Genomic DNA, 13,188 nt, shown 5'->3' with positions numbered 1-13,188 from the left:
AAGCGCCGGGCCGGGAGGTTCGGCGCTTTTGTTTATCTTTGGTAAAAATAGCCGCACAAGCCGAACGATGATAGCCGAAGTACACAACGACCGTTATGGGGTTCCCAAATACGCTGGTCAGACGATGAGCAAGGCCGATTTTCTGCGTTGGGAATCGGACGACAACTACGTCTATGAGTTTAACGACGGCGTACTTGAACCCACCACTGGAATGAGACAGGATGAGAACTACCTTTTAACGAATCTCGAAAATCTGTTTGTTAAAACATCTGCTTTTCAAAACGGGTGGCGACTACGTCCAGAAATGGATTCGTGGGTAACGAACAGGCAACTGCGCCGACCGGACGTTTCATTCTTCGACAATGAACAACTCCGGCAAATGAACGCTGATGTTAAAGTGGTTCCCAGGTTCGTGGTGGAGTTTGCTTCCGAGAGCGACAGTGAGCACAAAGGCATTGTAAAACTTCATGAATACTTTGATGCCGGTGTGCAGGTTGTCTGGTGGGTGTACCCATTGTACAAGGAGGTTTACGTTTATACCTCCCCCAAAACCGTTACCATCTGCACCGACGACGATATGCTGAGTGCGGCCCCCGCCCTACCCGAATTGCAGATGACCGTGGAAGAATTGTTTCAGCGGTGATTGATTATCAGAATACCAAAGAAAGTTACTCCTCCAGTATCTCCGCCAGCACCGTCTCAATTTCAACCCTCACACATACCGCAGCCACCCAATTTCCGGGTGAGACGGTTTGTAGCGGCCATACCACTTGCAGGCTGGATACAGCAGCAACACCAGACCTGCCCAGACAACATATACCCAACCAAGCGAAACGCCCGCGCCATCGGGTCGGCCAAAATTCATAGGGCCCGACGGAACATCGGCCCAGGAATACCCTTGCCCAAACGCCATTACCAGCATTGACAGATGCACCAGATACCAGTGCAGGATGTAATAAAACATCGGCACTTTTCCGTACACCATCAGCCAGCGCGTGAGAGCGTTGTTGACCCCATCGGCCGCCGACAGAATTAGGAACATAATGCCCAACAGCAGCAGGGCATACTGCAGCGAGGGCGGGTACTTGGTGACGTTGATAAACGACAGGAAGGTAAACAATTCGGTTTTCTGAGTGGTCCAGGGGGCTGGGTCGCCGTATAGATTGACGAAGCGGAGCAGGACAAACAGACCCAGTGCGACCAGCCCAAACCGTAGCAGCCAGGGTTTTCGTTGCTCAATGGGGCGTTCCATAAGTTGCCCGCAGGCAAAGCCCACCAGCATAATTCCCAGCCAGGGAATCACAGGATAGTTTATTAACAGGGCAAACGCCGGACTAACCGGAAAAAAATCCGGTCGGAACAGCAAGGCCCACCCCAGCCGGGCTGCCGGATTGGTAAACGCAGGCACAAGTTGCAGGAGATTATGGCCAAACACAATTACCAACCCGATAATCATTAGCCATCTGACGGGCAATCGCGTCAGTAAGGAAAGCAGAACCAGGCCACCACCGATGGCATAAATGACCTGTAACATAATGGTTTGAATGCGAATGTCGAACCAGAAAGCAAAGTTGATAATCGTTAGTTCGAGCACAATTAACACCAGGCCCCGTTTCAGCATGAACTGCCGGGCCGATGCGTTGGACCCCGCAGTCGTATTTCGTTGTTTCAGCGATAGGTAGGCCGACGTTCCCGACAAGAAAACAAAGGTTGGCGCGCACAGGTGCGTAATCCACCGGGTCATGAACAGGGCGGGTGTTGTGGTATTGAAATCGGTGGGGTTCTGGGTTAAGGCCGGAATATGCAGCAGGTCGCGGACGTGGTCTAACGCCATGATGACCATGACTAAGCCGCGCGTTACGTCAATGGTAGTTACTCGCTTCATGCAGGAAGGACGTCTAAGGTGAGGAAAATCAAGCTGCCGGGTGGCTTATAGCACTAAAAACTGGCCCAGGTAGTTCCGGGCGGTCAGAATGGCAGATTTTACGTCGTCGGGGCTGCCTTCAAACGCCTTATCTTCCACCTCAATGCATACTGGCCCCCGATAGCCAACATCGGTCAGAGCCGCAAAGAAATCACGCCAGCGCACATCGCCCAAACCGGGCAATTTGGGCGAGTGATACTCCAGCGGATTCGCCATGATGCCCACCCGGTTAAGTTTGTCAGGATAGAGTTTAGCGTCTTTGAGGTGAATGTGGTGCAGCCGGTCGCGGTAATCATAAATGGGCCGGACTTCGTCCATCATCTGCCAGATCAGATGGCTGGGGTCGTAGTTGAGCCCCAGCGCCCGCGAGGGAATAATCTCAAACATGCGGTCCCAGATGGCGGGTGTGGTGGCGAGGTTTTTGCCACCCGGCCACTCGTCGCCGGTAAACCACATGGGGCAGTTTTCGATACCAATTTTCACGTTACACTCCTCGGCTACCTTCACAATGCCGGGCCAGTGTTCGGCATACAATTTCAGGTTATCGGCAATATTGAGCAACGGATTCCGGCCAATGAAGGTGTTGACGACCGGAACACTCAGTTTGGCAGCCGTCCGAATGACTTTTTTGAGGTGTTCGCGGTAAAATTCGGCCTGCTCCCGGTTCGGGTCGAGCGGGTTGGGGTAGTAGCCCAGCCCCGAAATCGACACGTGATGCAGTCGCGTTAAGGTGCGAATCTGCTCAGGGTGCAGATCGTCGACATCTACATGGGTCACGCCCGCATACCGGCGGGCGTCGGCATTGTTGGTGGGCCAGCACATCAGTTCAACGCACTTGAACTGGTACTCCGACGCGAATTTCAGAACGCCATTCAGGTCATAATCAGCGAGAATGGCCGAAACAAAGCCGAGGTTTAGCATAAGGCAGGGTTGTTGGAATGGGCAAAATAAGCAAAATTCCGGCGGACTGCCTGCTCCTGCGCTAATAAGCGCTATACAAGTTTTTTTCTGGACTAAAAAGGGTGTTTTTACGCTTGCATAGGCTAAACCGGTTTCTCAACTTTACTGACCACTCGCTTTAGATGCCACTTAGTTTAGTCAGTTTATCCTTAACTCTTTCCAGATGATGAACATCAATGTATTTACTCTGCTGGATGTAGCTATTGCGCTGATTTTTATTTTTTTCGTTTTCAGCATTTTTGTTTCGGGCATTGTCGAATTGATTAACACTGTTCTTGAACAGCGGGCAAAATTGCTTCGACTTGCTCTTGATAAATTACTGGGAACAACCATAGCCGGCGATTTCTTTAGCCACAAACTGACGAGTGTCAAAGAAGGCAAATTCTGGCGTGTTTCCAAGCCCATTACCTATCTTTCTGCCGACTCATTTTCAACGGTGCTGATTGATCTGTTAGTAAAAGCAGGAGGGCCTGCGTCGCGTAGATTAACCGCCACGCAGCAGACGATGAAATCCATTCAACTGGCGCTACTCAAGCCTAAATACCAACCTATCAATGAGTTAATCGAACCCATCCTTGCCAAATCCGACGATTTTCAAACCTTCAAAGCTGAGTTGGAAAAATGGTACAACGGCTACATGGAGCAAGTGTCGGGCTGGTTCAAGCAGAATGCGTTATGGGTTGTGCGGATTGTATCGGCTCTGGTAGCGTTGCTTCTAAATGTGGATACGATTCACCTGGCCAGCCGGATTTTCAATGATAATGGACTGCGTGAACGGCTGGTAGCTGAAGCTATTAACACGACTAAAACGGGTGGAGAATCATTTGGAAAAGACACTACATTTGGAAAATATCTTCACAGCTATGACAGTACATTAGTGAAGCCCGATTCCGCTACGTCAAAAACAGGAAATACTGATTCCCTATTTGTTATAAAATCTAACCTGACTGGTGCAGATAGTTTAGCCGTACAATCTTATTATATAAAGTTCGTACAAAGTCGTATAGCTGATCTCAAACTACCCATTGGCTGGGAGTGGCCAACTGATAAATCAAGCTCATTGACATGGCCGAAATTGCAGCCCGGACAAAGCGGTTTGCTTGCTTTGTTCGGCTGGCTGCTCACCGCTGCAGCCCTTTCGTTCGGTGCTCCGTTCTGGTTCGATTTATTGCTTAAACTGGTCAATATCCGCAATACGGCCCGTCGCCCGCCGGGTAATCCCGACCCGGCTAAGTAGAGGAAGGAACGCGTTTAAGCCCCTATTAACAGATGAGCTTAAACGCGTCCGCTCTCACAACACCACCACGCCCGTCCGCACTGCCCACAATGCCAGGCCGACCCGGCTCTTCACATTGACGCGGGTAAATAAGGCTTCCCGGTAGCCATCTATCGTGCGGGGGCTGACACACATGCGGTCGGCGATTTGGACGTAGGTCAATTCGGAGCAGGCAAACCGTAGAAATTCACGTTCACGAGGATTTAGCCGAACGGAGTTCAGGCTACAGGGCGTAGATAGGGTGTTCATAGTGGAAGGTTAGTGGATATTAACTACTTGTTAACTATTGGTTTAGCTAACTGCCTGAAAGTAAACAAATCCACACCCTTCCTCCAAATGAAGTGAGTTAACGGTAGTTGTTCACGAATCGACTAATTAAATCCCAGCTTTTCCCGAACGCGTGCAATGGTTTGTCCGGCAACGGCACGGGCTTTTTCTTCACCTGCCCGAAGTTCGGCTTCGAGGGCGTCGGGGTTTTCAATCGTATAATAATTAAAGCGTTCGCGCTCGGCAGCAAACTGTTCGATGATAAGTTCGTAAAACGCTTTTTTCGCTGTTCCGTAGCCGTAATTTCCGCCTTCATACAAGCTGCGTAGTTCGGCAACCTGCCCGTCGGAGGCCAGCAGCGAATACAACTGGAAGGTGATGTCAGTGTCGGGGTTTTTCGGTTCTTCGAGGGGTGTTGAATCCGATTTAATTTTCTTAATCACCTTCCATAACTCATTGGCGGGCAGAAAGATATCAATGTAGTTGTTGTAGGACTTGCTCATCTTGGCCCCGTCGATGCCGGGAATGGTCATCAGCCGCTCGTCGATGCGGGGTTCGGGCAGCACAAACACCTCGCTGTCATACTGCCGGTTGACCGCACTGGCAATGTCGCGGGTCATTTCGATATGCTGCCGCTGATCTTTGCCAACGGGAATGATTTCGGCATCATACAGCAGAATATCAGCCGCCTGCAACACCGGATAGACAAATAAACCGGTATTGACTGCCCCGGTAGCCCGGTCTGATTTTTCCTTGAATGAGGTTGCATTGTTGAGCATCGGCATGGGCGTGAAGCAGCTTAAATGCCAGGCCAGTTCGGTATGCTCCGCCACCCGCGACTGCCGCCAGAACGTGTTCTTGACCGTATCTAACCCAAAGGCCAGCCAGGTTGCGGCCACCGCCCGTGTGAACTCCCGGCGTGTCGGCCCATCCTTAATAGAGACTAAGGAATGAAGGTCGGCAATGAACAGAAACGACTCGTTATCAGGCTGTTTCGATAACTCAATAGCGGGCCTGATAGCCCCCAGAATATTGCCTAAGTGCGGTCGCCCGCTGGATTGGATACCGGTTAAGATGCGTGCCATATTAGAAATGAATAATGAATAATGTACAATGAATGCTGCGGCTGTGACTTGAGTCATTAGCCATTCTTCATTGTACATTATTCATTCATAATTATTTACCCTGTGCTTCGACCACGGCGATGGCCACCATGTTAACGATTTCGCGTTCAGATGACCCTAACTGCAACACGTAAACCGGCTTGCGAATGCCGAGTAAAATTGGGCCGATGGCGTCGAAACCAGCAGCTTCGCTCATCAGGTTGTACGCAATGTTAGCCGCCGACAGATTCGGGAAAATAAGCGTGTTGGCACCTTCGCCCGCCAACTTGCTGAACGGGTGATTCTGTTGCAGCAACTCTGTATTGAAGGCTAAGTGTGCCTGAATTTCGCCATCCACAACCATGTCGGGGTGTTTGTGTTGCAAAATCTCAACGGCGCGGTTCATTTTCTCGGCATCGTCGCCTTTGGCGCTGCCGAAGTTCGAGTAGGCCACTAAGGCAACGCGCGGCTTAATGTTGAACCGCTCTACGGTGCGGGCGGTTAGTTCAGTTATTTCAACAATTTCCTCGGCAGTCGGGTTGAAGTTTACCGTCGTGTCGGAGAAGAACAGCGGCCCGCGTTTGGTGAGCAGGATGTACATCCCGGCTACTTTTTTCACGCCCGGCTCTTTGCCAATTATCTGCAACGCAGGTCGGATGGTGTCGGGATAGGAGCGCGTTAATCCCGAAATCAGCGCATCAGCCTCGCCCGTTTCGACCATCATGGCACCGAAATAGTTGCGGTAATACATCATCTTCCGTGCTTCGACCGTGCTCACTCCTTTGCGTTTGCGCTTGTCGAAATACACGTCACTGAATCGATCAATCAGATGCTCCTGCTCCGGGGCACGCAGATCGACAATAGGAATAGTCCCTAAATCAAGGCTGTTTTCCTGAATAAGCTGTTCAATTTTGGCCCGTTCGCCCAGCAGAATTGGATGAGCAATGCCCTCATCCCGAACCTGTTGCGCGGCTTTCAGTACCTTCAGGTTTTCGGCATCGGCAAACACCACCCGCTTCGGGCTGGCTTTGGCTTTGGTCAGGATAACCCGCGAAATCTGGTTGTCCTGCCCCAGCCGCCGGGCCAGTTGCTGCTCATACGCATCCCAGTCCGTAATGGGCAATCGCGCCATGCCCGACTCGATAGCCGCTTTGGCCACCGCCGGGGCCACCGTCGACAGCAAACGTGGGTCAACGGGTTTGGGTAAAATGTACGTCCGCCCGAAAATCATGTTCGATTCGCCATAGGCCAGATTAACCAAATCCGGCACGGGTTTTTTCGCTAAGTCGGCCAGCGCGTAGGTAGCCGCTAATTTCATGGCTTCGTTGATCTCGGTCGCCCGAACGTCGAGCGCACCCCGGAAAATGTAGGGAAATCCGAGGACGTTATTGACCTGATTGGGGTAATCGGAGCGGCCCGTAGCCATGATGATGTCGGGCCGGGCAGCCATTGCATCGTCGTAGCTGATTTCGGGGTTCGGGTTGGCCATCGCAAACACAATGGCGTCGGTTGCCATCAGCCGAATCAGGTCCTGACTCACGATGTTTCCCTTCGATAAGCCCACAAACACATCGGCCCCGGCGAAAGCATCGGCCAGCGACTGAATGTTTCGGGTCGTCGCGAACGGGCGCATAATCTCACTCAGATCGGTGCGGTCGGTGCGGAGCGGGCCGTTCACGTCGAACATCACCATGTTTTCGTATTTAGCGCCCAGGGCCACATACTGGCGGGCGCACGAAATGGCGGCTGCTCCGGCGCCTAAGATCACAAACTGCGCGGTTTCGATGGGCTTATGCACCAGTTCGAGGGCGTTGAGCAGGGCCGCCCCGCTCACGATGGCCGTGCCGTGCTGGTCGTCGTGCATGACCGGAATGTTCATGTCGCGCTTGAGCCGTTCCTCAATCTCGAAACATTCCGGGGCTTTGATGTCCTCCAGGTTTACGCCACCAAACGTGGGTTCCATAATCGTTACCGTCCGAACAAATTCGTCGATGTTCGTGGTATTCAGTTCAATGTCGAATACGTCGATGTCGGCATAAATCTTGAACAGCAGCCCCTTACCTTCCATAACGGGTTTGCTGGCGGCAGGGCCAATGTTGCCTAAGCCAAGCACGGCAGTACCGTTGCTGATCACGGCTACGAGATTTCCTTTGGCCGTGTATTTATACGCATCGTCGGGGTTGATTTCGATGGCCAGACACGGCTCGGCCACACCCGGCGAGTAAGCTAAGGAAAGGTCGCGCTGGGTGCTGTATTCTTTGGAAGGAACGACTTCGAGTTTGCCTGGACGACCCTTGGCGTGGTAGTCGAGGGCATCTTCGCGCCGGATTTTTTGCTGCATACGGGTTATGCTGTTGAGGCTGGTTTTGTTGCGTAGTTTGGGAGGGCGAAGGTACGGAAAGGGGTTGACTATCGAAACTCGTGTAGACTGGCAAGGCTATGTTAGAACAGGAATACGAATGGACAGACCCTAAAAATGGCGATGCCGGATAACGTACTGACTTATTCCAAACGGTCTCTGTGGGCACATTTTGAAAAAAGCGAACCGGGAGGGTAGCCCTGCTACCCCCCAATTACAGCAATCGTCAAACGGCTTACACACACGAGTTTACCTTACCTATCGGTAATGCAAATGGCGTAGACATAAACTATTTAGTGATTATTGATGGACTCGTCAAGCATTCAGAATCTGACGAAACCCGCCTAAACTAACTACATTAACTTTGGGGAAGTCAATTTCTGCCAGTACGTCGAAATGCTTGTCTTCCGTCACTAAATAGTCAGCACCAGAGGCTATGGCGCAGTCAGAAAATTTGTTATCGTCAGGGTCAACGTTAATAAACCACCAGAAGAAAGACACATTTATCTTTTCTACAAACGGCGAATTGATCAAGGCTTCAAGCACATTGTCTGCTACGTCGCGTCGGCGAAATCCCCACTCAATAATCTCGTCGTATTCTTCTAATATATCAGTCGTTACGCAGAGCGTAAATCGTCCAGAAAAAATAGCTTCGTACAACCAGTGAGATGTAGATTTTGGCGAAATAGAACTAAGTAGTTGATTTGTATCAATCACGACTCTCATGATTGAGCATCGTCTTTTTGGCGAGCTTTATAGTCAGTACGTAAGTGTCTTTGCCGCCATTCGTTCATTTTTTCTTCCGTAAAGCCTTCTTGGTCCCAAACGTCATCAGCTAACTGTGCCGCTTTCTGAGCAAAGTAGTTGGATAATAACGCCTTAATTGCCTTTAAATCCTCATCAGGAACATTACGGGAGAAGACCTTTAGCAATTCTAACTGAAGATTGGAAAGGGGCTGGCTGGTTTGCATCACAGTATGATTAATAGGTAAACAAAGTTAACCAAATCGAAATGTATTCGGCAGGGTCTATACTTATTACATATCTTCCTAACTCCCAATTACAGCAATCGTCAGGCGGCTCACGCACACGAGTTTGCCCAGCTCGTCGGTGATGCGGATGTCCCAGACGTGGGTGGTGCGACCCGTATGAATGGGCGTGCAGCGGCCATATACCCAGCCCTGGCGTACCGAACGGATGTGGTTGGCGTTGATTTCCAGCCCCACCGCCCGCTGGGTGTTCGGGTCGTCTAACAGCATCCAGGAGGCCACACTGCCCAGCGTTTCGGCCAGCACCACCGATGCCCCCCCGTGCAAAATACCAAACGGCTGTTGGGTGCGCTTATCGACCGGCATCCGGGCAATCAGGTAGCCTTCGCCCGCTTCCACGAACTCGATGCCGAGGTGTTTGCCCATGGAATCAGTATCAATAAACGAAAGGGTAGTTAAGTCGAAGCCAGCTTTCATGCATAGTAGGGTTAAACTGTTTCATGTTCCAGGTTTCAGGTTTCATCCAGTAAACCTGAAACCTGGAACATGAAACAAATAAATGCGTAATTTTGAGGGTCAAATTTGGGGAAATTTGCCCATTGACGCTGCATTACGCTTGACACATAAAACAATTTATCTGATTCGCCACGGCGAAACCGACTACAACCGGCGGGGCGTGGTGCAGGGCAGCGGGGTCGATTCGGACCTGAACGAGATGGGAAGGGCACAGGCAATGGCCTTTTTTCTGGCCTACCAGCATGTGCCCTTCAACAAGATTTATATATCGGGTCTAAAACGTACCTATCAGACCGCCGAACCATTTATCGACCTCGGCCTGCCCTACGAGAAACTTACCGGCCTGAACGAAATTAGCTGGGGGGTAATGGAAGGGAAAGCGCCCGGCAATCTGGAGAACGAATATTACCGCAGCCTGATTGACGCCTGGGCGTCGGGCAATTCGGCCCAAACCACCGACGGGGGCGAAAGCCCCGACCAGGTCAGCGTTCGGCAAAAAGTGGCTATGGACATAATTCTTTCGCATCCCGACGAAGAAACCATCCTGATTACCATGCACGGGCGAGCCATGCGTATCTTACTGTGCTGGCTCACCAACCAGCCCCTGTCGATAATGGACCACTTTGAGCACAGTAATCTATGTCTCTACAAACTCCGGTACGACTACGATTCGGCAACGTTCACCATCGAACTGGCCAACGACACCGCTCACCTGCTCTCGCTGGCCATGGCCTGAAAAAGGAGGAAGGCAGAGAAGGGGCGGAACAGAATTGCTTCCGGTCTGTCTTCCTGCTTTTTTCCTTTCCTCCTCCTTTTTCTCCATTAGTGTATTATCTAATCCGTTTACTGGAGCATCCCGTATATTCGCTTATTGTCCGGTAGTGACGGTTAAATGACATCGGGATGTCGAAGCAGAGAATCTATTGGTTTTGTCAACTTTTTGGCTGGTCACTCCTGATTTTAGTGGAGTATCTGGCCTATGTACTGGAGGGCGGCTTTGATCCCGACTTTCTTTACTTAGCCATCGCCAATATTTTTCTGGGTATAACCCTTACTCACCTCTATCGGCTGATGATTCGGCGGTGGAACTGGGTGCGGCTGCCGTTCTTTCGGCTGGCTCCCCGGGTGCTCATGTCCGTGTTTATCATGTCCCTTATTATGACCATGCTGAACCTGCCCATTGATCGGATACTGGTTCCGCAGCGGATGGTCGACGAACCCTGGCTGGTCATTGGCTACATCATTAGCTGGGGCAAAACCATACTGGCGTGGGTACTCGGCTATACGGCCTACCACTACGTTGAGGAGAACCGGAATGCCGAAATCGAACGTATCCTTCTGAAAACCAGCATCCGCGAAACAGAAGCGAAAGTCCTGCGCTCGCAGTTAAATCCGCACTTTGTGTTCAACGCCCTCAACAGCATCCGGGCGTTAATCTACGAAAACCCCACCAAGGCTCAGCAGGGCATCACGCAGCTCTCCAATCTGCTCCGCAACTCGCTGCTCGCCGACCGGCGAAAAACGGTCGAACTGCGCGAAGAAATCAAAACGGTAGAGGATTATTTAGCCCTCGAAAAAATCCGCTACGAAGACCGGCTGACCTGCCGGATCGACCTCGACGGGCGAACGCTGTTCTGGCAGGTGCCCCCCATGATGCTCCAGACGCTGGTCGAGAACGCCATCAAGCATGGCGTTTCGACGGCCATTGGGGGTGGATTCGTTGAAATCAAATCCAGTATTCTAACCGATAAATTGCACATTACCATCCGAAATACGGGTGTTCTGGGCGACAAGGAAGCCTCCGGTGGGTTTGGCCTGGCGAACACCGCCCAGCGCCTTGAATTACTCTACGGCCCAGATGCCCAGTTTCATATTTTTCAAGAAGACACCAACTACACCGGATTGCCGGAACACGATGGGCCGACCGTTTGTGCTGATATAACCATTCCTGCCCAGTCGGAGGGCATTTTCCGACGAGAAAAAGTGAAGAATGAAGACCGGGCCGCCCGTGCGGTGAAAAGTGAAGAATAAACCCATCTTCTTCATTCCTTTTTATTCTTCACTCTCTCGCTCTTCATTTATGTATGAAAACACTCATTATTGACGACGAACGTTTAGCCCGCAATGAACTGCGCCGGCTGCTCGAAAACTTCCCAAAAATTCAAATCATCGGCGAAGCTGCCAACGCCGACGAGGCCCTGCCCATGATTGATGAACTGGAGCCGGAGCTTCTGTTTTTAGACATTCAGATGCCCGGCAAAAACGGTTTTGAGCTGTTGCAGGCCATTGAAGGCAAAACGCCGGAAGTTATTTTCACAACCGCGTTTGACGAGTATGCCATTAAAGCCTTTGAGTTCAACGCACTCGACTACCTGCTTAAACCCGTTGAACTGGCCCGACTCTCCGAAGCGATCCACCGGGTTGAAGAGGAGCAGCATATTCCCGAAAATAACGGCACCTCATTGGGTTCGTCCACGAAAATGCTGGGCGAAAACGACCAGGTATTTGTGAAGGATGGCGAAAAATGCTGGTTCGTCAAATTAGGTAAAGTGCGGCTGTTCGAGTCGATGGGCAATTATGTGCGGCTGTACTTCGACGACCAAAAGCCGCTGGTTCTCAAGTCATTAAATGCGCTCGAGGACCGACTCAATCCGGCCACATTTTTTCGGGCCAACCGAAAGCACATCATCAATCTGCAATGGATTGAGAAAATTGAACCCTGGTTTAGTGGGGGACTCCTGGTAACGCTGCGGGGGGGTGATAAAATCGAAATTAGCCGCCGACAGGCGATTCGGTTCAAAGATTTGCTAAGTTTGTAGAATAAGGCAGGCCAGCCGGTTCGGTGCCTGTTTGCCTTATCGACGACAGCATCCTCTTCATGAAGTCTTTACTCACGGCATTTCTTTTCAGTTCTATTGGGTTATTTTCAGCCTGTCAGTCAACGACTTCCGACCCGCCGGTGCTGGGGCGGCAGCACTATACCCTGACGGGGTCAACTCGGTGCGACACCACAATTAATCAGGGAGTTGACCTGTCGGTATCCTATTTCCTGCTGACGGACGATTCGGAAGGAGCGCGAAAAATCAATGATAGTTTAACCTTGTTGGCTATTGATACCGTGGTCGATTTGCTCGACAGTGCTACCGTTGCCGACCACCCTGATGCCCAGACCAATTTAGCCAAAGCCGCCAACCTGTTTGCCACCGACTATGAAACGGTGCGGAAAGACATGGGCAACTTAGGGGGCTGCTGGGAAATAAAAACCATCGCTGACACGGTTCATGCCGGGTCGAAAACGTTGACGGTCAAGTATGAGACCTTTGCTTATACGGGCGGGGCGCATCCTAATTCCAATCTATCGTTTTATACCTTCGACCGCGAAACGGGCCGTATGCTTACGCTGGCCGACATGGTATCTGATACGACAGCTTTACTTAATGTGGTTGAGAAAGCGTTTCGGAAACAACAGGCGTTGTCATCGCAGAATAACCTCGAAGAGCAGGGGTATTTTCTGCGCGATGGCCGGTTTTTTCTGCCGGGTAATGTCGGTATGAGTCACGAAGGGTTGGTTTTTTATTACAACCCCTACGAAATTGCGGCTTATGCTGTGGGGCCGATTGAAGTGACCGTGCCCTACGAACAACTCAACGGCATTCTCCGAACCGACTGGTTGTAAAGAGCAGAATAAATTTGACTTTTCTGACAGGATTACAGGATTAACAGGAATTCAGGCAGCTAAAACGCCTGTTAACCCCATGAGCCTGTCCATACCAAACCTTCCCCGCCCACTGCTC

The 13,188-nt window shown here is 51.1% G+C and carries 14 protein-coding genes; 6 read left to right on the top strand and 8 right to left on the bottom strand.

Annotated elements, in window-relative coordinates; translation table 11 throughout:
- Positions 1–67: 67 nt before the first annotated feature.
- Positions 68–643 (top strand): Uma2 family endonuclease, encoded by a 576-nt coding sequence (locus tag ACYVI1_RS13770; protein ID WP_460911051.1) that lies wholly within the window; start codon positions 68–70, stop codon positions 641–643.
- Positions 644–712: 69 nt separating this feature from the next.
- Here ACYVI1_RS13770 and ACYVI1_RS13765 read toward each other — a convergent pair whose 3' ends face one another.
- Positions 713–1,885: a DUF1624 domain-containing protein gene (locus tag ACYVI1_RS13765; protein ID WP_460911049.1), complete on the bottom strand. Its 1,173-nt coding sequence runs from the start codon at positions 1,883–1,885 to the stop codon at positions 713–715.
- A 45-nt stretch (positions 1,886–1,930) separates the two neighbouring features.
- Positions 1,931–2,845: a sugar phosphate isomerase/epimerase family protein gene (locus ACYVI1_RS13760; protein WP_460911047.1), complete on the bottom strand. Its 915-nt coding sequence runs from the start codon at positions 2,843–2,845 to the stop codon at positions 1,931–1,933.
- A gap of 202 nt (positions 2,846–3,047) precedes the next feature.
- Between ACYVI1_RS13760 and ACYVI1_RS13755 the strand changes: the two genes are divergently transcribed.
- Positions 3,048–4,121, top strand: a complete 1,074-nt coding sequence (locus tag ACYVI1_RS13755; protein WP_460911045.1) for a hypothetical protein — start codon at positions 3,048–3,050, stop codon at positions 4,119–4,121.
- A gap of 54 nt (positions 4,122–4,175) precedes the next feature.
- Here the strand turns inward: ACYVI1_RS13755 and ACYVI1_RS13750 are convergent, their stop codons facing one another.
- From ACYVI1_RS13750 to ACYVI1_RS13725, 6 genes are all read right to left on the bottom strand, one after another.
- Positions 4,176–4,409, bottom strand: coding sequence for a response regulator transcription factor (locus ACYVI1_RS13750; protein ID WP_460911043.1), 234 nt, complete (start codon positions 4,407–4,409; stop codon positions 4,176–4,178).
- 122 nt (positions 4,410–4,531) lie between these two features.
- Positions 4,532–5,512: a tryptophan--tRNA ligase gene (trpS, locus tag ACYVI1_RS13745; protein WP_460911041.1), complete on the bottom strand. Its 981-nt coding sequence runs from the start codon at positions 5,510–5,512 to the stop codon at positions 4,532–4,534.
- Between the two features lie 91 nt (positions 5,513–5,603).
- Entirely contained in the window at positions 5,604–7,871 is a 2,268-nt protein-coding gene (locus ACYVI1_RS13740) for an NADP-dependent malic enzyme (RefSeq protein ID WP_460911040.1), read from the bottom strand.
- A 333-nt stretch (positions 7,872–8,204) separates the two neighbouring features.
- On the bottom strand, positions 8,205–8,615 hold the full coding sequence (locus ACYVI1_RS13735) for a putative toxin-antitoxin system toxin component, PIN family (RefSeq protein WP_460911038.1): 411 nt from the start codon (positions 8,613–8,615) through the stop codon (positions 8,205–8,207).
- Entirely contained in the window at positions 8,612–8,860 is a 249-nt protein-coding gene (locus ACYVI1_RS13730; protein ID WP_460911036.1) for a hypothetical protein, read from the bottom strand. The genes ACYVI1_RS13735 and ACYVI1_RS13730 overlap by 4 nt, the downstream gene beginning before the upstream one ends.
- 78 nt (positions 8,861–8,938) lie before the next feature.
- The gene (locus tag ACYVI1_RS13725) at positions 8,939–9,355 is read right to left on the bottom strand and encodes a hotdog fold thioesterase (RefSeq protein WP_460911034.1); all 417 of its coding nucleotides are present in this window, start codon (positions 9,353–9,355) and stop codon (positions 8,939–8,941) included.
- Positions 9,356–9,494: 139 nt separating this feature from the next.
- Between ACYVI1_RS13725 and ACYVI1_RS13720 the strand changes: the two genes are divergently transcribed.
- The 4 genes from ACYVI1_RS13720 to ACYVI1_RS13705 all read left to right on the top strand — a co-directional run bounded on the left by ACYVI1_RS13720 (position 9,495) and on the right by ACYVI1_RS13705 (position 13,070).
- On the top strand, positions 9,495–10,130 hold the full coding sequence (locus ACYVI1_RS13720) for a histidine phosphatase family protein (protein ID WP_460911033.1): 636 nt from the start codon (positions 9,495–9,497) through the stop codon (positions 10,128–10,130).
- A 167-nt stretch (positions 10,131–10,297) separates the two neighbouring features.
- Positions 10,298–11,425, top strand: coding sequence for a sensor histidine kinase (locus tag ACYVI1_RS13715; protein ID WP_460911031.1), 1,128 nt, complete (start codon positions 10,298–10,300; stop codon positions 11,423–11,425).
- 53 nt (positions 11,426–11,478) lie between these two features.
- A complete protein-coding gene (locus ACYVI1_RS13710; protein ID WP_460911029.1) occupies positions 11,479–12,213 on the top strand; it encodes a LytR/AlgR family response regulator transcription factor in 735 nt (244 codons plus the stop codon).
- 59 nt (positions 12,214–12,272) lie between these two features.
- Positions 12,273–13,070 carry an RsiV family protein gene (locus ACYVI1_RS13705; RefSeq protein ID WP_460911027.1) on the top strand — a complete coding sequence of 266 codons (798 nt, stop codon included), beginning with the start codon at positions 12,273–12,275 and terminating at the stop codon, positions 13,068–13,070.
- Positions 13,071–13,188: the final 118 nt, after the last annotated feature.

Source organism: Spirosoma areae (genome assembly GCF_054781775.1).
The sequence above is the reverse complement of the archived record's forward strand: the minus strand, read 5'-3'. Positions and strand labels throughout refer to the sequence as shown.

What these genes read in the sequence shown, in the direction of transcription:
- ACYVI1_RS13770 (WP_460911051.1), top strand. Translation starts at nt 68, where the DNA reads ATGATAGCCGAAGTACACAACGACCGTTATGGGGTTCCCAAATACGCT.
- ACYVI1_RS13765 (WP_460911049.1), bottom strand. Translation starts at nt 1,885, where the DNA reads ATGAAGCGAGTAACTACCATTGACGTAACGCGCGGCTTAGTCATGGTC.
- ACYVI1_RS13760 (WP_460911047.1), bottom strand. Translation starts at nt 2,845, where the DNA reads ATGCTAAACCTCGGCTTTGTTTCGGCCATTCTCGCTGATTATGACCTG.
- ACYVI1_RS13755 (WP_460911045.1), top strand. Translation starts at nt 3,048, where the DNA reads ATGATGAACATCAATGTATTTACTCTGCTGGATGTAGCTATTGCGCTG.
- ACYVI1_RS13750 (WP_460911043.1), bottom strand. Translation starts at nt 4,409, where the DNA reads ATGAACACCCTATCTACGCCCTGTAGCCTGAACTCCGTTCGGCTAAAT.
- trpS (WP_460911041.1), bottom strand. Translation starts at nt 5,512, where the DNA reads ATGGCACGCATCTTAACCGGTATCCAATCCAGCGGGCGACCGCACTTA.
- ACYVI1_RS13740 (WP_460911040.1), bottom strand. Translation starts at nt 7,871, where the DNA reads ATGCAGCAAAAAATCCGGCGCGAAGATGCCCTCGACTACCACGCCAAG.
- ACYVI1_RS13735 (WP_460911038.1), bottom strand. Translation starts at nt 8,615, where the DNA reads ATGAGAGTCGTGATTGATACAAATCAACTACTTAGTTCTATTTCGCCA.
- ACYVI1_RS13730 (WP_460911036.1), bottom strand. Translation starts at nt 8,860, where the DNA reads ATGCAAACCAGCCAGCCCCTTTCCAATCTTCAGTTAGAATTGCTAAAG.
- ACYVI1_RS13725 (WP_460911034.1), bottom strand. Translation starts at nt 9,355, where the DNA reads ATGAAAGCTGGCTTCGACTTAACTACCCTTTCGTTTATTGATACTGAT.
- ACYVI1_RS13715 (WP_460911031.1), top strand. Translation starts at nt 10,298, where the DNA reads ATGTCGAAGCAGAGAATCTATTGGTTTTGTCAACTTTTTGGCTGGTCA.
- ACYVI1_RS13710 (WP_460911029.1), top strand. Translation starts at nt 11,479, where the DNA reads ATGAAAACACTCATTATTGACGACGAACGTTTAGCCCGCAATGAACTG.
- ACYVI1_RS13705 (WP_460911027.1), top strand. Translation starts at nt 12,273, where the DNA reads ATGAAGTCTTTACTCACGGCATTTCTTTTCAGTTCTATTGGGTTATTT.